Annotated in this window: 17 protein-coding genes; 7 read left to right on the forward strand and 10 right to left on the reverse strand. The window is 46.4% G+C overall.

Translation table 11 applies throughout. The annotated features are described in order from the left end of the window. Nucleotides 1-46: 46 nt before the first annotated feature. The 8 genes from MHI45_RS03145 to MHI45_RS03180 form a co-directional block, all read right to left on the reverse strand. Nucleotides 47-835, reverse strand: a complete 789-nt coding sequence (locus tag MHI45_RS03145) for an HAD-IIA family hydrolase (RefSeq protein WP_076109529.1) — start codon at nt 833-835, stop codon at nt 47-49. A gap of 250 nt (nt 836-1,085) precedes the next feature. Continuing rightward, the gene (gene rnz, locus MHI45_RS03150) at nt 1,086-2,048 is read right to left on the reverse strand and encodes a ribonuclease Z (RefSeq protein WP_076109528.1); all 963 of its coding nucleotides are present in this window, start codon (nt 2,046-2,048) and stop codon (nt 1,086-1,088) included. A gap of 205 nt (nt 2,049-2,253) precedes the next feature. After that, nucleotides 2,254-5,631 (reverse strand): methionine synthase, encoded by a 3,378-nt coding sequence (gene metH, locus MHI45_RS03155; RefSeq protein WP_439823155.1) that lies wholly within the window; start codon nt 5,629-5,631, stop codon nt 2,254-2,256. A gap of 179 nt (nt 5,632-5,810) precedes the next feature. Further along, nucleotides 5,811-6,233 (reverse strand): FixH family protein, encoded by a 423-nt coding sequence (locus MHI45_RS03160; protein ID WP_052092139.1) that lies wholly within the window; start codon nt 6,231-6,233, stop codon nt 5,811-5,813. A 236-nt stretch (nt 6,234-6,469) separates the two neighbouring features. Beyond that, nucleotides 6,470-7,255, reverse strand: coding sequence for an HAD family hydrolase (locus MHI45_RS03165; RefSeq protein WP_076109526.1), 786 nt, complete (start codon nt 7,253-7,255; stop codon nt 6,470-6,472). Between the two features lie 35 nt (nt 7,256-7,290). Beyond that, nucleotides 7,291-7,818 carry a hypothetical protein gene (locus tag MHI45_RS03170; protein WP_076109525.1) on the reverse strand — a complete coding sequence of 176 codons (528 nt, stop codon included), beginning with the start codon at nt 7,816-7,818 and terminating at the stop codon, nt 7,291-7,293. A 50-nt stretch (nt 7,819-7,868) separates the two neighbouring features. Then, nucleotides 7,869-8,078: a DUF896 domain-containing protein gene (locus tag MHI45_RS03175; protein ID WP_038592973.1), complete on the reverse strand. Its 210-nt coding sequence runs from the start codon at nt 8,076-8,078 to the stop codon at nt 7,869-7,871. A 110-nt stretch (nt 8,079-8,188) separates the two neighbouring features. Beyond that, a complete protein-coding gene (locus MHI45_RS03180) occupies nt 8,189-8,602 on the reverse strand; it encodes a LysM peptidoglycan-binding domain-containing protein (protein WP_076109524.1) in 414 nt (137 codons plus the stop codon). A 293-nt stretch (nt 8,603-8,895) separates the two neighbouring features. Between MHI45_RS03180 and lexA the strand changes: the two genes are divergently transcribed. Together lexA and MHI45_RS03190 are read left to right on the forward strand one after the other, a co-directional pair. Beyond that, nucleotides 8,896-9,522 carry a transcriptional repressor LexA gene (lexA, locus tag MHI45_RS03185; protein ID WP_038592979.1) on the forward strand — a complete coding sequence of 209 codons (627 nt, stop codon included), beginning with the start codon at nt 8,896-8,898 and terminating at the stop codon, nt 9,520-9,522. 174 nt (nt 9,523-9,696) lie between these two features. Then, complete coding sequence (locus MHI45_RS03190; protein WP_076109523.1) at nt 9,697-10,035, forward strand: L,D-transpeptidase; 339 nt, start codon at nt 9,697-9,699, stop codon at nt 10,033-10,035. 416 nt (nt 10,036-10,451) lie between these two features. Here MHI45_RS03190 and MHI45_RS03195 read toward each other — a convergent pair whose 3' ends face one another. Both MHI45_RS03195 and MHI45_RS03200 read right to left on the reverse strand, forming a co-directional pair. Beyond that, complete coding sequence (locus tag MHI45_RS03195; protein WP_076109522.1) at nt 10,452-10,829, reverse strand: DMT family transporter; 378 nt, start codon at nt 10,827-10,829, stop codon at nt 10,452-10,454. Next, the gene (locus MHI45_RS03200; RefSeq protein WP_256718042.1) at nt 10,830-11,381 is read right to left on the reverse strand and encodes a TetR/AcrR family transcriptional regulator; all 552 of its coding nucleotides are present in this window, start codon (nt 11,379-11,381) and stop codon (nt 10,830-10,832) included. Nucleotides 11,382-11,682: 301 nt separating this feature from the next. Between MHI45_RS03200 and MHI45_RS03205 the strand changes: the two genes are divergently transcribed. The 5 genes from MHI45_RS03205 to MHI45_RS03225 all read left to right on the forward strand — a co-directional run bounded on the left by MHI45_RS03205 (nt 11,683) and on the right by MHI45_RS03225 (nt 17,935). Then, nucleotides 11,683-12,423 carry a hypothetical protein gene (locus MHI45_RS03205; protein WP_076109520.1) on the forward strand — a complete coding sequence of 247 codons (741 nt, stop codon included), beginning with the start codon at nt 11,683-11,685 and terminating at the stop codon, nt 12,421-12,423. 596 nt (nt 12,424-13,019) lie between these two features. Continuing rightward, entirely contained in the window at nt 13,020-13,697 is a 678-nt protein-coding gene (locus MHI45_RS03210; protein ID WP_076109518.1) for a response regulator transcription factor, read from the forward strand. Further along, nucleotides 13,694-14,611: a sensor histidine kinase gene (locus MHI45_RS03215; protein WP_076109582.1), complete on the forward strand. Its 918-nt coding sequence runs from the start codon at nt 13,694-13,696 to the stop codon at nt 14,609-14,611. The genes MHI45_RS03210 and MHI45_RS03215 overlap by 4 nt, the downstream gene beginning before the upstream one ends. Nucleotides 14,612-14,720: 109 nt before the next feature. Then, nucleotides 14,721-15,398 (forward strand): ABC transporter ATP-binding protein, encoded by a 678-nt coding sequence (locus MHI45_RS03220; RefSeq protein WP_076109517.1) that lies wholly within the window; start codon nt 14,721-14,723, stop codon nt 15,396-15,398. Next, nucleotides 15,395-17,935: an ABC transporter permease gene (locus tag MHI45_RS03225; RefSeq protein WP_076109516.1), complete on the forward strand. Its 2,541-nt coding sequence runs from the start codon at nt 15,395-15,397 to the stop codon at nt 17,933-17,935. Before MHI45_RS03220 ends, MHI45_RS03225 begins: the two co-directional genes overlap by 4 nt. Nucleotides 17,936-17,978 lie beyond the last annotated feature (43 nt).

Here is a 17,978-nt window from a genome sequence, read left to right on the forward strand (position 1 = left end):
TTCACATCGTCCCTTCTAGGTTGGTAAAGCAATCACAACATTGACATTATACACCGAGCCTTACCATAAGTTCAGCTAAATCAGCATAAATTTCATCTGGCGTTACGCCTGTTATCTGTTGATAATGTTCAAAATTGTCCGCTGTAGTCAGGCCGGTAAGCACCAATATCGTCCGGCAGCCGGCTTTTACCCCGGCCGAAATGTCAGTCCGCATATTATCCCCGACAACTACAGCCGTCTCCGGTTTAATTCCCAGCAGTGCAGTTGCATAGGTCACCAGGTGCGATTCCGGTTTGCCGATGACTACAGGGGACACACCGCTTGCGGCTTCGATCGCCGCCCCCAGTGATCCCGCTCCCGGCATGACCCCATCATCGGAAGGCAGCATCAAATCCGGGTTCGTCAGCACAAATTTCGCACCTTCCTGAATCCAGCGGGAAGCCTGCGCCAGTGAATCATATGTAAAAGAGCGGTAAATCCCTTGCACCACATACTCCGGTTTCTCCGTCACAATTAACAATCCTGCAGCTGTACAGGCTTCAATCAATCCCTCTTCCCCAAGTATCGCCACCCTTGCCTTCGGTGATTCCTCGGCAACATAACGTGCTGCAGCCATTGAGGAAGTGCAGACCTCTTCCGCCTTGGCTTCAATGCCCATCCCGTTCAGATGTGCGGCGACAGCTGCCGCTGTCCGTGACGAATTGTTTGTTACGAACAGAAAGGGGATTCCCGCTGAGCGCAGTCCTGCTATCAGCCTGTCAGCGCCGGGAATCATCACCCCTCCGTGAAATAATGTCCCGTCAAGATCAATCAGCAAACCTCCGATATCTTTCATTACCGCTCCCTCCACCCCCTGAATATTAATTAATGCAATTAATAAATCACTTAATTAATCAATAACAAATGAACCGCAGCATTAGCATACAAACCCGCAACTGTTCGGCATTTTCTCTACTGCTTCGTGCTGTTTTAACGAGTCTAATCTTTAAAATTTAACATACATCGTCGAACGATAGCGAACCGCTGTCCTGTTAGTCTTTTTATGGCAGTGCAGTGTCATTTCCTGCGCTTTCCCGGAAAATAATTCAATTCCCCGGGCCATTTCCCGCTGGCTTCAGGGAGTTTCGCCGATACACCGGAAAGGTGCAGAACTCTTCTGCGAGCAGTGTATTCGGGAAGATCGCCTGCGCCTCTTTCAGCAGTGGAGCAAGCTCTTCCTGCGAAATATAACGTGAGCTGAAGTGTGTCAGTAACAGTTCCCGTCCTTCCGCTTCATGGGCAAGCATAGCCGCCTGCCGGGCAGTGCTGTGATGATATTGATAGGCCATATCCGCCAGGTCATGGGCGAAGGTTGCCTCGTGGACGATAAGATCAGCACCCTGTGCCAGCGGCAGACTTCCCTTACAGGGCCGTGTGTCGCCCAAAATAGTCACGATGCGTCCTTTTTTCGGCTCGTTGACCACATCTGCAGCGCGAATGAGCGTCCCTTCATTGGTAACGACATCTTCACCTTTCTTCAGCTTGCCGTAAAGCGGCCCCGGCTTCAGCCCATAGCTTCGAAGCAGTTCTGTATTGAGACTTCCCGGACTGTCTTTCTCTGTTACCCTGTAACCATAGCTGTCAATCCGGTGCTCCAGCAGGCCAGCCTCCACCTTAAAGCTGTCGTCTTCAAACACGAGACCTCCGGTATGCTCGACAATATCAAGCTTATATGGAATACGGGACTGGCTGACGGATAATGAAATGTCCAGAAAAGCCTTCAGGCCCGGCGGACCATATACGGTCAGCGGAGCAGTTCCACCCTGATATCCGCGGCTCGACAGCAGCCCTGGCAAGCCAAACAGGTGATCACCGTGCAGATGGGTAATAAACAGCTTCTCCAGCTTGCCCAGCCGCAGTGGGGAACGCAAGACCTGGTGCTGAGTGGCTTCTCCACAGTCAAACATCCAGAAACTGCGCCGTTCCTCAAGCAGCCTTAGGGCAATTGAGGTAACATTGCGCTGTAGGGTCGGCACACCTGCATTAGTGCCCAGAAAATAAACCTCCATAATAATCCTCCTCTCTTTTTTCTGTAAAGACAAAAACATCTTCCTTACACCTATGAAATGCATTCTACCTCTTTTACGAAATGAAATCATCTTTCTCTGCATTTCTTCCGCTCCAGCTTCGTTCCCAGCAAAAAACCTCCCGATTACGGGAGGTTCCGCTTAGAAGGATTTCCACCTTCAGACCAGTCCATGGGGATTGGGAAGCTTACAGCTTCTCTACGTTGAAATACTGCGCTTCTGGATGGGCGAAGACCATCGCTGATACTGACGCCTCCGGCTCCATCATGAAGCCTTCGGTAAGATGGACACCGATATCCTCAGGCATAAGCAGCTTGAACAGCGGCCCTTGATCCTCCAGATCCGGGCAGGCCGGATATCCGAAGGAAACGCGGATCCCTTGGTACCGCGCACCATGTCTCTGCTTCATCGTCATATCTGCAGGGTCCGGGAAGCCCCAGGTATCCCGCATCATGTGATGAACACGCTCAGCAAGCCCTTCAGCAACCTCAAGCGCCACTGCCTGCAAAGCATGGGAACGGAGGTAATCCCCCTTGTCTTTCAGTTCGGTCGACAATTCACGGACACCGTGACCGGCGGTAACGACCAGGAACCCGACATAATCCATAATTCCGCTCTCCACTGGCTTCAGGAAGTCGGCAAGACAGAGAAACGGCTCGACATTCTGCCGCGGGAAAGTAAAGGTATGCAGAATCTCTGCGGTGTTCTGCGGGTTATAGATCAGTATATCGTTGCCCTGGGACTGTGCCGGGAAAAATTGATACATGGCATGAGGCTTAATGGTGCCCTCCAGCATCGCGTGATGCAGGATGTCATCCACTGTCTCCTTCAATTCCACTGTGCGGGCATCCCCGGCGGCAAGCTGTGCTTCCACCGAACCGCGTAATCCCAGGTGATGGCCCAGCAGCATCTGCATATTCACATATGGAATGATATGACCAAGCGGGTAGTTGCGCAATACATGGCGCTCTACATCCGGCGGAGTGAATACAGGTGCATCTGCTGAAATCTTGGACCGGACGGCCCGGGTCAGCACCGGAAGCTCCTGCTGCGGAGCCACCGCAACTGCCGCCTCCGCTTCAAGGCGGACCTCTTCTTCGATCTTGGCCCGCTCCAGCGGATTCATCAGCCGGTTAGCGATATCCAGACCATCCATCGCATCTTTAGCGTACAGTACCAAGCCGTCATATTCAGGCCGGATACGATTTTTAGTGAATTTACGGGTCAACGCGGCACCGCCTACCATGATCGGCACATCAATACCTGCTGAGCGCAAATCCTGGGCAGTCAGGACCATCTGCTGCGCCGACTTGACAAGCAGGCCAGACAGGCCGATCGCATCGGCCTTCTCCCGGCGGAAGGCTTCAATGATATTTTCAGGTGGTACTTTTATACCCAGATTAACGATCTGGTAACCATTGTTGGAGAGAATGATCTCCACAAGGTTCTTACCGATATCATGGACATCCCCTTTGACGGTGGCCAGCATAATCTTGCCTTTCACCGATGTCTCATCCTTCTGCATAAACTGCTCCAGATGGCCGACAGAGGCCTTCATTACTTCAGCGCTTTGCAGCACTTCAGCAACAATCAGCTCATTGTTGTTAAATAACCGGCCCACCTCGGACATTCCAGCCATAAGCGGCCCATTGATAATCTCCAGCGGGCCACTTTTGGTCAGCGCTTCGTTAAGGTCAGGTATTAGCCCTTCCTTCGTTCCTTCAACTACATAGGAAGCGAGCCGTTCTTCCAGCGAAAGATTGGAGATCTTCTCTTTCTTCTCAACCTTTTTCTCACGGAAAGCGGCAACGAAGGCAGACAGAGTCTCATCATTCGTATTGTAAATCAGCTGCTCAGCCAGATGGCGCTCTTCTTCCGGTATGGAAGCATAACGCTCTACCTTCTCTGTATTCACAATGGCATAATCCAGTCCGGCCTTCGTGCATTCATACAGAAAGACCGAGTTCAGCACCTCACGGCCCGCTTCCGGCAGTCCAAAAGAAACATTACTGATTCCCAGTATCGTATGCACGGAAGGCAAGGCTTCCTTAATCATGCGGATGCCATCAATGGTCTCCTTAGCAGAGCCGATATACTGCTCATCCCCTGTACCAACAGGGAACACCAGTGTATCAAAAATCAAATCCTCTGCCGCCAGCCCATATTTGTTCACCAGTAGATCATAGGAGCGTTTGGCAACCTCCAGCTTGTCTTCCGCTTTAATGGCCTGTCCGGATTCATCAATCGTGCCTACGACAATCGCAGCCCCGTATTTATGAATCAGCGGTGTAACCAGTTCGAATTTTTCTTCACCATCTTCAAGGTTAATGGAGTTAATAATCGCTTTGCCCTGGCAATATTGCAGCGCCAGATCAATAACCTTGGGATCGGTTGTATCGATCATCAATGGAACCTTCACTTTTTTGACTACCAGCTCCAGAAACAGCTTGATGTCCTCGATCTCATCGCGGTCCGGATCCTGTACGCAGACGTCAATGACCTGAGCTCCACTTTTGACCTGTGCCCGGGCAATCTCCGAGGCTTCCTCGTATTTCCCTTCCACGATCAGCCGCTTGAATTTCCGTGAGCCGAGCACATTCGTACGCTCACCTACCATATAAGGACGGTTGTCACTCTCAACGTAAACAGGCTCAATGCCTGACAATGCCGGCGGATGACTTCCCTCCAGCTGGCGCGGCGGATAAACCGCTAATGTCTCAGCCATCGCCCGGATATGATCCGGTGTCGTTCCGCAGCACCCGCCGGCAATATTCAGCCAGCCCTTCTCGGCAAAACCTGCCAGCTTGCGGGCAAGCGAATCCGGTGACTCATGATAGTTCCCGTTCTCATCCGGTAACCCGGCATTGGGATAGCAGCTAACTGCTGCCGAAGAAATTGCCGAGAGCGACCGGATATGATCGCGCATAAACTCGGGTCCGGTTGCACAGTTCAGCCCGATGGAGATCGGCTTCAGATGCTCCAGCGAGATATAGAACGCCTCAATATTCTGTCCAGCGAGCGTCGTACCCATCGGTTCGATAGTACCCGAGATCATGACTGGCAAAGTGATGCCTGCCTTCTCAAAGGCGTTGCGGATGCCGATGCTTCCGGCTTTCACATTCAAAGTATCCTGGGAAGTTTCCAGCAGCAGGGCATCCACTTTGCCGTCAATCAGCGCTATAGCCTGCTCCTCGTAGCTATCCACCAGCTCCTGGAATGTTACGCCTCCGGTGACCGAAAGCGTTTTTGTTGTCGGACCCATCGCCCCAATTACGTAACGCGGGTGATCGGGCGTCTCAATCTTGTCAACAGCATTTCTGGCCAGCCTCGCAGCTTCCAGGTTAATCTCCCGGGCCCGCTGAGGGATATCGTATTCGGCAAGCACAACCGAGGTTGCGCCGAAGGTATTCGTCTCGATCAGATCTGCGCCTGCTTCAAGATATTGTTCATGAATAGTCTGTATAACCTCCGGACGGGTGAGCACAAGCATCTCATTACAGCCATCCAGCTCATCCCCGCCAAAATCTTCACCGGTAAGTGGCACCTGTTGAATCATCGTGCCCATTGCTCCGTCTAAAATCAGTATCCGCTGCTGCAAGCTTTCAGCAAGTGTGTATTTATCCACTTCATATCCCCCCAGTAAAACATTAGAGTAAGTTTAGCAGAATAAAGCGGAATCGAAAAGCCTTCCTTTCCACTCTGCATAATAGTTTTTCTTTATAGCCAGCCTCTATCTCTATTTCATTATGGCTGCACTGTAAGTTCTTTAGTCGGCATAGAGTGCTGTGTTCTAGCTGTTACATGCGAAGTCACATCATAGTTGCCTTCCTTCATCAGGATCGACTCAGCTTTATATGTACCGTTGCCGGAGAGCTTGCCTTCAAGCTCCTGCTTGTCTTCTTCATTATTTTTATTCACAATCTCAAAAAGCACCGCCTTCGCATCATCCACAGCTTCACTGCCCTGGGTAACCACAGCCTCAAAAACTACCTTTTGATTTACCGACACGTCCCCCGGATTCCAGCTCAGCTCGACGTGAATCGGTTCCATAGAGTGCTCTGATCCGTCATGCATATGGCTTGATTCTCCATTATTACCTGAACAGCTTACAATCATTGACATCGCCGCAATCGTAAAAAGAGCAATCAGCTTCTTGGGTTTCATCATCCGGAGTCCTCCCGACCAAGGTAGAATTTATAATGATATTTCCAGCTTGCGGTTGCATTCTTTTACTATTATACACAACATATTCGCAATTTTAGAAGATTGCTTAAACTTTCACGCCTTTTTCGTGAAGTTAGTCATTTACAGATGGATTCTCTCCCTATAATTGACCAACCTCTTGCTTTGAGCGCAAAAAAGCCAGCATCCCATTAGGGGATACCGGCTTCACAAAGGTTACACTATAGCGATTGTACCAGGGGGAGGAGCTCAGAGAGATGGCCGATTCTATAATCCGGCTGAATCTCAGGATTTGGTAATTTGCCAGTACGGTTGATCCAGACAGTAGTCAAGCCAGCGGCCAAGCCGCCCTTAATATCCGTCGTGAGTTTGTCGCCGACCATGATCCCTTGTTCAGGGGTTACATCCAGCAGCGAAAGAGCATGCAGGAAGATATCCTTGTCCGGCTTTCCTTTGCCAAAGCTGCCTGAGATGACTACATGATCAAAATAGGGGATAAGCTCAGGCACTCCGTCGAGCTTCTCCTGCTGCAGTGACGGGCAACCATTCGTGAGGAGCAGCAGCTTCACTTTACCACGGAGCGCATCAAGCACCTGTAACGTCTCTTCATACATGTAAGGCAGGCTACGGCGCTCGGCAGCAAACCTGTCTGCCAGCGTTTCGGCAAGCACCTCATCTTCGACACCGAGGGAGGCCAGACCACGCCGCCATGATTCTTTACGGTATACTGGAGCCAACTGTTGGAGCTTACGGAACTCCGGCTGTTCTCCAGCTGAGAAATTGGACCAAAGTGCTTCATAAGGATTAATCCCGATCATCTTTGTGAAAGGGAACGTCTCATAAGTCTCATAAAGATTCCTGGCTTCCCTGCGAACGGCAACTTCAAGCTCTTTAGGATCAATGGAGTCACCTGCAGCTTCACATGCATTGCGGAAGGCTTCTTCAACACTCCGTTCATCCCAGAGCAATGTATCGTCAAGATCAAATAGTACGGCGGTAATTGGCATTAGATTTCTCCCTCTCCCTATGCTGTTGTATCTTCCTACTCGTGTACTACTTCGATGTTATTGGCTTTGCCGAACTCCTCCAGGCGTACACCCATAGCCTCAGTGTTATAACGGTTAATCAGCTTGGAGAAAATCCACTGTTTGCGCTTGCCCTTATATTTAAGCACAACCACTCCACGGGACAAAGTGATCTTCTCAATATCTCCAGCCTGCAGCCAGCGTTCACGGTTATACTTAATCGTAGACACTCTGTTGCGCTCAACCTTCAGATACGGACGCCGGAAGAATAGAAGTGCCGCCAGCGCAAAGTAAAGAACGACGCCTAGCCAATTGGCAAGGATGCCGCTGCCTCTGGCCTCGTCGATCGAGCCTACCACCCAGAACATAATTCCAAGCAACATTAGAACAACTGGAAATGCAATGTTGCGGCCCTTAAAGATATCACTGTTTTTCGCAGCTGATTTTGACGAAGAAGCATAAATGGAATCCTTGCCCTGCTTCTTTCTTTGCTTGTTGACCTGCTGTGTGTTGCGTTGAACCATTCTTTCCCAAGAACGGGCCATGTCAGTTCCCCCTAGTCATCCTGTAATATCTATGAAAAAGACACACTGGACTAATGTTTGAGTCCCTTGTTGCCTTGTTCATGCTCATCATTATCCACGATTTCAATGGTGTCGAGCTGGGCCCGGAAGTTGCTGCGGATGTTGCCCAGATAAATCTCGCGGAGCTTGGCCCGTTCAGCCAATTCCTCTTCACTCAGGCCGCCATTCTTCTGTTTGCGTGCCAGTTCATTGATGCGTGCGACCAATTCGTCAATATTCAATGCTTTCCCCTCCCCTATAAATTCATTCTAACTTTGCCATGAGAAAAAGAGCTTGTCAAGGTCTACCCCCTGAAAGCTCTTTACGTCAGTCTATACTGCTTATGATGAAGTTAATACACAGGCAATGTCAGTATATCTCCGGCCTGAATGTTCCCGTTCTTCAAACCGCTTGTTTTTTTAATTCCTTCTATATATACGACCGTCTTCATACCCGCTGGTTTGTTCTTAAGGGCGATACTCCATAGCGTGTCTCCGCGTTCAACTACTACCCGTTTCTCCTGCTTCACTAATGATGCTGAACTCGCAAAAACATTTCCAACAACTGTAAATCCGGATACAACAAGCATAAAAACCAGCACAAGCTTCACCAGATATTCTTTACGGCATAATCCTAAGATCTCTGCAAATAAAGCGGCGGCGGATTGTTTCATTTCATTCATATGATTAGAAGCAGATTGTCCTCTAGTAGTATTAACATCACCGGCCTCTTCGTAGATGCTGCGGTATGTACTGTATTTTAACATTGTTATCGTCCTCCAAACACTTGTTCTTACTTTCGAAAATAATATAACACGAACATGTGTTTTGATCAATAGATTTTTTAGAACAATTGTTCGCTTTTTTTCCGTATCCATAAATGTGCCAGTTTCCAGCACCGGCTTTGCCTTTTCCCGCCATTTCCAAGCCGTTATTAGATACTAATATGGTAAAAAGCTACTATTTCCACTATTAATCTCAGATTGTTAGAACTTATGTTTGTACGAACGGAAGTTCTATGTTATAATTTTCCCAAACATACTATATGGGGTTGATTCCGATGTCAAAGATTTCGAGTCGTCAACTGGCGATCCTGGAATTTATACGTAACGAAGTCCGTAGCAAGGGTTATCCTCCGTCCGTCCGGGAAATCGGTGAAGCTGTAGGCCTAGCCTCAAGCTCCACAGTGCACGGCCATCTGGACCGGCTTGAGAAGAAAGGCCTTATCCGCCGCGACCCTACGAAACCGCGTGCAATTGAACTGCTCGGCCAGGAAGATTCCGAGAATGTACATCAGTTCGTACAGACGGTTACCCGTATTCCTGTCGTAGGTAAGGTCACCGCCGGGGTGCCGATTACCGCAACGGAGAATATCGAAGATTACTTCCCACTACCTTCCCACTACGTGGGAGACAACAAGGTATTTATGCTCTCCGTTCTCGGTGACAGCATGGTGGAAGCAGGTATTATGAATGGTGACTACGTAATCGTCCGCCAGCAGCAGACTGCTGACAATGGCGATATCGTCGTTGCCATGACTGAAGAAGACGAAGCTACCGTCAAGACATTCTACAAAGAACGTGACCACATTCGTCTACAGCCGGAGAATCCGGCTTATGAACCCCTCCGTCTTAACCGCGTTACGATTTTGGGACGAGTTATCGGTCTCTTCCGCGATATCCATTAATATTTTGTTCATATTTAAGGGCTGCTTCACTTTTTCAAGTGAAGCAGCCCTTTCCCCTTTTCAAATGGTCATTTTACTCATTGCGAACATTTGTTCTATTCCTCTTAAATAACATTTCCTTCGAACAGCAACAGCACTCCGCACATATTCTGATATCAAAGGAGTGCTGAACCTATGCCTAATTATCGGATTATTGTTGATCTGTCGCAGCGCATGCTTTATTTGCTTGACAATAACATCGTTACCCGAGGGTTCCCTGTCGGTATTGGCACCATGCTTACCGTTTCACCGGCGGGAGAATACACTATCATTAACAAACAGCCTAAGCCTGGCGGACCCTTCGGTGCATTCTGGATGGGTCTATCCAAACCACATTACGGCATTCATGGAACGAATGACCCTTCCTCCATCGGACATATGGTCTCCCATGGCTGTATCCGCATGTACAATGAGGATGTGCTGGCCCTTGCAGCAATCGTACCTATTGGAACACGGGTTACAATAAGGGAGTAACAGTATGGTGGTCAGACAAAAAGCAAAAACACCCAAAGGATCACAAAAAAATGATTGAGGGTGTTTTTCATTGTGCTTAATATGGGTCCTTCCTGTCTGCTGATTCATAACGGTCGCGTATTTCACGGTTTTTAGCATATATGTACAAATCCAAAGCTACTATTCCTCTACGGGCAAGTTTAACCAACAGTACGAATGCGTAAATACAAGCTACAGCCGATATGAGCCACATCAATACGCTAAATACGCCAATTCCATTAATGAAGAAATTCTCCCGATGCACAGACAACTTTTACTCACTCCCCTGTATTTTTGAATATGAAAATACCCCACCGTTCTGGCAGGGTACTGTTATTTCGTCATTATACTGTTGTATGGAACAAATTGTATATGATCTTTATTTCAACAGCTTCGTCTTAGGCTCTATCGGAAAGGCTGGTTTGTTGTGTTTCGGCAGCTTCTTCAGAAGAACTATGACCGGGACCCAGCAAATTCAGCACAATCACACCAATGACGATTAAGGTTATTCCTATTACGCTGCCTGTATTTATTTTTTCTTTCCAGATCAGTACCGAGATCAGAACTGTAGCTACCACTCCGATTCCAGACCAAATTGCATAGGCCGCATTTAATGGAATAGTCTTCAGTGACAACGACAAAAAGAAGAACGAGCAAATGAAACTAATCAGCATTACGATTACCGGGATTATTTTGGTGAATCCTTGCGATGCTTTGAGCATCGAAGTTCCTACAAGTTCGCTGGCAATGGATATCGCCAAAAACAGATACGGCACTTACTTCTCCTCCTTTACTCCGTCCATCAATTCTTTGTAAATACGTTCTTTTAACTCCAGATCTGGCGGTGCCAGTCCAAACTTTTCCGCAAACCAGAGTCCGTCGGTCGCCAGTCGGGCAATGGTTGCCCGCAGTGGATCCACACCGTCATTTTCAAAATTATGTTGCCATTCAGCATATTTCTCCTGCATGTTTGTCAACAAGCCGGGATTCGTAAATAAAGCTGCTGCCAGCACCGAGTTCATGTCACTGCCTTCTCCAAAACCATAAAAAGTAGATTCAATGTATGCCCTGCTCCATTTACCAGCTTGTTGCTGGTCATGCTCTACACGGCTCTGAACATCTTCCGTAAAGTTTCGGGTCAGCTCATCCACCATACCGGAAACCAGTTGTTCCTTGTTAGGAAAGTGATACAGTAAACCGCCTTTGCTCACGTTGGCCGCTTTAGCCACAGCTTCCAGAGTTAAGTGTTCCACCCCTTGATCACGAACAATGGAGGAGGCCGCTTGCAAAATCATTTTTTTCTTGGAGCTGTTGTTATGTATAGTCACCTTATCACCCCGATCCCAACTATACCGTCTGGACGGTTTTTTGTCAAACCAATATAAGTATAAATAACCTGGCTTTTCCGCAAGCAGAATATAAAATAAAGAGCATACACCATACGCTTGCAATGCCCACAAAATGGGTAATAAATACCATATAGTTTGAAGATCAGCTATTCGTTCCGCTATTGGCCGTTCTCTTTAAGTTTGGTTACGCGCATATGTCTTATCCATACTTATGTAAGGTGACTGAATGGGCTATCCTAGAGTTATACAGGAATTCACCCTTACAGGCGGGAGGAAAAAGATGAAAAAGAACAAACCATTCTATAATATTTGGTGGTTCTGGGTGGTCTTAATAGCCGCCGGCATCATAGGGCTGGTTACCACCGGGAACGAGGACAAGTCAGATGATCATACTGCTTCGATTACGGCGCTAGCAACAGCGATGGTTACTGCCAAGCCAACAACCGAATCAAGTCCATCTCCAGCAACAAAACCAACGACTAAGTCTACAGCAGAACCTGCAACTGCCCCAACCCCTTCACCTTCAGCTGAACGAACTGCCAACCCCACTCAATCAACGTCTGCTGATCAAGTACCTTTATCTGCTGACGAGGTGCTAGCTTTTACTGCCAACCTTACAGGTAAAACTTTTATAAAAGATGTAATCGTCGGGACAGACAATATAACCGTTACTTTTTTTGAGACCTACCAAGCATATAAAGAAGCGAACCCAACCTCCGGCATTACGAACGAAGATTACATCGATTACTTTTCTACAGGCGACCAAATAAACAAACTTCTTATGGAAGAAACAAGCCAATTATTCGCGCAATTCCACGGAGCTGCTTCGATTGACATGGTGATTCCATACGATGGGAAAATCTATTCCGTAGCTCTCACGCAAGGAGAAATTGAGCGATTTTATAACGTGGACTTCAGTACACTGGCTTCCAATGGAATGTGGAGAGAGAATGTTAGCAAGCCACACTTCAACAAAAGAGACCGGCAACAATTCGTTGAGCAGTTCGTCCAAGTAAATTAACAAGGAGTTTGTGATGTGCACCGATTAATTGTATAATCTACTAAATATTAACTAGGAGTGATCGCAATGAGTAAACTCACGCGTTCAGATAAAGCTATCATTTCCTTTTTACTTGGATTCGCCTCCCTGTTCATTATTGCGTTCTTCGTAATTCGATATATTGTACAGAATGTTTCATTTGCTCCATAAAATCCATATTTACTTTCGGCACTTGTCTGGGAAAAGTTTAAACCATAGACATCAATACCCCGTCATTATAATCACTGACGGGGTATTGTTCGTCAAAGGATGGTGAACTATTTTCCAGTTACAGTAGCCGGAGTCTGATTCTCAAGGATCAATTGATAGTTTTGCACACCCAGTGGCGCTGTTTCAACAAACAATTCTTCAAGTGTTATATTATTATCAAAGACATTAGTTACCAGACACCAATTATGGCCCTCAATTCCACCCTATGTTTCTGCCATTTCATCATCTCCTCCCAGTTCTGTTTTATACTATTTTTGGGAGATGTTAATGCGTAGATTAATAACACCCGGCTAAACATCTTTTTAGTTATCGCGCTAAGTAAAACTGACAGGATCGGAGTAAAAATAATGAATAACATATTAATAGTTGAAGATGATATCGCCTTGAGCGATGGTATTGTCATTGCACTCAAAGGGCCCCATATAACCATCATGCAAAAGCATGACTTTGCCTCTGCAAAAGAACAATTAAATACTACTGCCTTTGATTTAGTAATTCTAGATGTTAATTTGCCGGATGGAAGCGGGCTGGATCTTTTAACTTACATACGCCAAACAACAACGGTGCCAGTTATTGTTCTAACTGTTCATGATCTGGAAACGGATATTGTCACTGGCTTTGAGCTGGGTGCCGATGATTATATCACTAAACCTTTTAGTCTTATGGTATTAAGGGCAAGAGTAGGAGTTCAACTAAAAAAAGCCAGACACCCGCACCCCGACACCATTCAAGTTGACGATTTCTACTTTTCATTTGATAAAATGAAATTTTTGAACAATGGTAATCCAGTCGAGCTTAGTAAAACCGAGCAAAGACTACTTCGTATCTTGATTGACAATCGGGGGATTACTGTTTCCCGTGATCGTCTGGTGGACAGCATCTGGACAGTTGGAGCCGAATATGTAGGTGAAAATGCCCTGTCTGTGACGATAAAAAGGCTGCGTGATAAACTCGAAAAGCGCCCCTCTGCCCCCCAGTACATCAAAACCGTCTATGGGATCGGTTATACATGGGCTATAAAATGACAATCTCGAACTATATATGTATTGGAATTGCCGTTATTGCACTTATAGCAGCAGCTGCTGCGATTATGCTATACCGCAAAAACATCGACAAAACTATAAAAACATTTGAGAACATGATTGATACTGCGATTGACGGCAACTTTTCAGAGAAGGTTTTTGACGAATCCGTTATATCTGCGTTAGAGGCAAAGCTCGCCCATTTTCTAGCTCTTTGTTCAGTATCTTCTAAAAATTCACTTGCTGAAAAGAATAAAATTAGCGAACTCATATCCGATATTGCGCATCAAACGAAAACACCTATCTCGAATATCTTGCTATATTCTCAAATTCTCAGTGAATACGAATTACCTCAAGATGGTTCAACTTGTGTAAAGGCCCTGTCAACACAAGCTGAGAAGCTTCATTTCCTGATTCACGCCTTGATGAAGACTTCGCGCCTGGAAACGGGGATTATCAAGCTAATCCCAAGACAAGGCTCCGTCCAAGAGCTGGTGGATCTTGCATTGGAGCAAATTATGCCGAAGGCGAAGGGCAAAGAAATCACGGTTGCTAGAAAATGTACAGCAGCGCTGGCATGGTTTGATCTAAAATGGACGGTCGAAGCTGTCTACAATATCTTGGATAATGCTGTGAAGTATACAAAAACCAACGGAGGCATTTCCATTAGTGTAGATGTTTTTGAATTATTTTGCCGAATTAATATTACCGATAACGGTATAGGCATTGCGGAAGAAGAGCAGGGTAAAATATTCACGCGTTTTTATCGTTCCCCTGCTGTTAACACGCAAGAAGGTGTGGGCATTGGCCTCTTTTTGGCAAGGGAAATCATCGCGGCCGAAGGAGGTTACATCAAGGTATCTTCGCAACAGGAAAGAGGTTCTACTTTCTCTATTTTTCTTCCTATGGATCAATAATTCTTTCAACACTGTTAGATTTCAGAAAGAATGTAGAAAGATTATTAAGCTATTGTATGTACTGTAGAGGATTAAGTACATACATTTTGGGGTGTGGGAGGAGAACAACTTGCAAGTATTAGAAACCAAGGATCTAAAAAAAACTTATGGCAGCGGAGATACTGCGGTTCATGCATTAGATGGGGTAAACCTAAAGGTGGAAAATGGGGAGTTTGTCGCGATTATAGGTACATCCGGCAGCGGTAAGTCTACCCTGCTGCATATGCTTGGAGGACTAGACCGGCCAACCAGCGGAGAAGTCACGGTCGATGGCAAAAATATTACCTTGTTGAAAGATGAGGAATTGACCATTTTCCGCAGACGGAAGATGGGCTTTGTATTCCAGAATTATAATTTGGTACCGGTCCTGAACGTATCCGAGAATATTGTGCTGCCTATTGAACTGGACGGAAAACAACCAGACCAAGCCTACTTGTCGAAAATTGTGAATACGTTGGGGCTTGAAAACAAATTATACAATCTGCCAAGTAATCTCTCCGGGGGACAGCAGCAGCGGGTAGCCATTGCCAGAGCGCTGGCGTCGAAACCGGCTATTATTTTGGCCGACGAACCAACCGGCAACCTCGACAGCAAAACTAGCCTTGATGTTATTGGACTTATAAAGGTTTCCAGCCAACAGTTCGGCCAAACGATCGTAATGATAACCCACAACGAGGAAATTGCCCAAATGGCCGACCGGATTATCCGCATTGAGGACGGCAAAATGGTCAGCGGTGGCGCCAGATGATCAAGGTCAATAGCAATAAAGCAATCCGTAATCTATCGACTAATATTTTGAAGGCTAATAAAACCCGCAATATCATAGCTATTATCGCTATCGCCTTAACTTCGTTGTTATTTACCACCCTGTTCACTATGGGACTCGGCACGGCGGAAAGCCTGCAGCGGGCAATGATGCGGCAGGCAGGTGGAGATGGTCATGCCTCACTCAAATATCTAAACGAGGAGGAATTTAATCACATCAAGGACCACCCTCTTATTAAGGAACTGGCTTATGACCGCTTACTAAGCAAAAAAGTAACAAACGAGGAATTGTTAAAACGTCATGCGGAGTTTTGGTATTATGACGATATTGGTCTGAAATTCGGATTTATTGAGCTTGAAGGCGGGCATAAACCTGTTGCAGAAAATGAAGTCATCATGGACTCCAAGACTGCGGAGTTACTAGACGTTCCCCTGAAAGAGGGGACACCATTTAACCTGAAGCTTGAGATACATGGCAAAGAGGTTCAGCGTGACTTTGTGCTCTCAGGCTGGTGGAAAAGTGACCCCGTGTTTAACGTGGGGCAAATCTTTGCTTCCAGAGCTTATATAGATGCCAATGCCGAAGAATTGCGCAGCACATATAAGCAGGACTTTGATCAAACCGGAGTCATAAATGCTCTTTTAAAATTCGATAACAGCTTTGACCTCCGGGGAAAACTTGATAAAGTAATAACGGAAAGCGGTTATTCCCTGGATAAAAAAGCATCGAACTATCTCGACGGTAATGTTAACTGGTCATATCTCTCCACCAATTTTGCTATGGATACGGGAACCATCCTTGCACTAACTGCCGCTCTCCTGTTGATAATGTTGACCGGATACTTGATTATCTATAACATATTCCAAATATCAGTCATGCGCGATATCCGTTTTTACGGACTTCTAAAGACTATCGGAACAAGCAGTAGGCAAATCCGCCGGATCATTCGCAGGCAGGCATTATTCCTCTCCGTGCTTGGAGTCCCCATCGGCTTACTCATAGGTTTTGTTGTCGGAAAATCACTTGTCCCTTTACTAATGGACAGATCCATGCACGCAAATGCTGAGATATCCGTATCCCCGAGCCCGTGGATTTTTATCGGTTCTGCTATATTTGCAGTTATTACCGTCATTATCAGTACGTTAAAACCAGGCAGAATTGCCGCGAACGTTTCTCCTGTCGAGGCTGCAAGATACACAGATGGAGGTGCGAAGAGAACGGGTGGCGCCCACCTGAGGAAGTCAACCAATGGCGCTAAAATGCCCCTCATGGCTCGTGCCAACCTGGGGCGCAATAAGAAGCGGACAGCTCTGGTGGTGATCAGCCTTTCTTTAAGTCTGATCCTCCTGAATACTGCATTCACGTTATCTCAGAGTATGGACATGGACAAATACTTGTCAAAATTTAATGATACTGACTTTCTTATTGGTCATGCTGAATATTTTCAAGAACACTTCACCGGTTCTGATAACGCGACCACGGAAAGCTATATTCAAGCCGTACAGGCACAACCAGGTTTTGAAGAAGGCGGCCGCTTGTATAGTGGCAGGGATCTACTCACTATCGAGCATAAGGACAATAGTGAGGGGTATGAAGCAGATGCTCGCGGCAATTTACCTACAGTGACTTATGGATTGGAAGAATTACCTCTTCACCGGCTGCAGTTGATTGATGGTGAGCTGGATTTTAACAAGCTTGCTTCAGGAAAGTACATTCTGGAAGGAGCGCCAGTGGATGATCATAACAACCCTCAGATGGAATACACTAAATATCAAGTGGGTGATAAGGTAACCCTTCATAACTATATGGGTTCAATCAATAATCCCCAGGCTCAAGAATATACCAGTCATGAATTCACCATTCTTGGTCATGTAAGCATTAATAGCACGAATTCCGGTACAAGTGCCGCATACTTCGCTAGCTTCTACCTGCCTGCGGATATCTATAAATCACTTGTGCATCAGCCAGCTGTGATGAGTTACGCCTTTAATGTGTCCACCGGTCAGGAGGACTCGATGGAAAGCTTTTTGAAGAAGTACACTGAAACAACTGAACTGACGATGCATTACAAATCCAAATCTATTGTAAAGAATGAATTCACAGGTATGCAAAATACAGTAGTAGTGATTGGTGGAACACTTAGCTTAATTATTGGTTTAATTGGAGTGCTGAATTTTGCAAATGCGATATTAACTAGTATTTTGACCCGACGCCAGGAATTCGCCATCCTGCAAAGTATTGGTATGACCAATAAACAATTGAAAACAATGCTTATCTATGAAGGGCTATACTTCGTGCTTGGTACCAGTGTATGTTCCATCCTATTAGGAAGTCTATCCTCACTCTTGATTGCAAAACCCTTCACTCATTTAATGTGGTTCATGAGTTATAAATTCATTATCTGGCCCTTGCTCGCTGTGCTACCTATTCTATTGGCACTTGGAATCTGTATTCCACTCACCAGCTATTCTCTGAGCGGCAGGAAAAGTATTGTGGAACGGCTTCGGACAGCTGAATAAATATCTAATTTCTCTTATTATTTTTTTATCTTGATACAAACAA

It is taken from the genome of Paenibacillus sp. FSL H3-0321, assembly GCF_038002865.1.
Taxonomy (GTDB): Bacteria; Bacillota; Bacilli; order Paenibacillales; family Paenibacillaceae; genus Paenibacillus_AQ.

Coding starts and splice junctions, on each gene's coding strand:
- MHI45_RS03145 (WP_076109529.1), bottom strand. CDS start 835: ATGAAAGATATCGGAGGTTTGCTGATTGATCTTGACGGGACATTATTT.
- MHI45_RS03180 (WP_076109524.1), bottom strand. CDS start 8,602: ATGTTAAAATACAGTACATACCGCAGCATCTACGAAGAGGCCGGTGAT.
- MHI45_RS03215 (WP_076109582.1), top strand. CDS start 13,694: ATGACAATCTCGAACTATATATGTATTGGAATTGCCGTTATTGCACTT.
- rnz (WP_076109528.1), bottom strand. CDS start 2,048: ATGGAGGTTTATTTTCTGGGCACTAATGCAGGTGTGCCGACCCTACAG.
- MHI45_RS03160 (WP_052092139.1), bottom strand. CDS start 6,233: ATGATGAAACCCAAGAAGCTGATTGCTCTTTTTACGATTGCGGCGATG.
- MHI45_RS03190 (WP_076109523.1), top strand. CDS start 9,697: ATGCCTAATTATCGGATTATTGTTGATCTGTCGCAGCGCATGCTTTAT.
- MHI45_RS03205 (WP_076109520.1), top strand. CDS start 11,683: ATGAAAAAGAACAAACCATTCTATAATATTTGGTGGTTCTGGGTGGTC.
- MHI45_RS03165 (WP_076109526.1), bottom strand. CDS start 7,255: ATGCCAATTACCGCCGTACTATTTGATCTTGACGATACATTGCTCTGG.
- lexA (WP_038592979.1), top strand. CDS start 8,896: ATGTCAAAGATTTCGAGTCGTCAACTGGCGATCCTGGAATTTATACGT.
- metH (WP_439823155.1), bottom strand. CDS start 5,631: ATGGGCACGATGATTCAACAGGTGCCACTTACCGGTGAAGATTTTGGC.
- MHI45_RS03225 (WP_076109516.1), top strand. CDS start 15,395: ATGATCAAGGTCAATAGCAATAAAGCAATCCGTAATCTATCGACTAAT.
- MHI45_RS03170 (WP_076109525.1), bottom strand. CDS start 7,818: ATGGCCCGTTCTTGGGAAAGAATGGTTCAACGCAACACACAGCAGGTC.
- MHI45_RS03210 (WP_076109518.1), top strand. CDS start 13,020: ATGAATAACATATTAATAGTTGAAGATGATATCGCCTTGAGCGATGGT.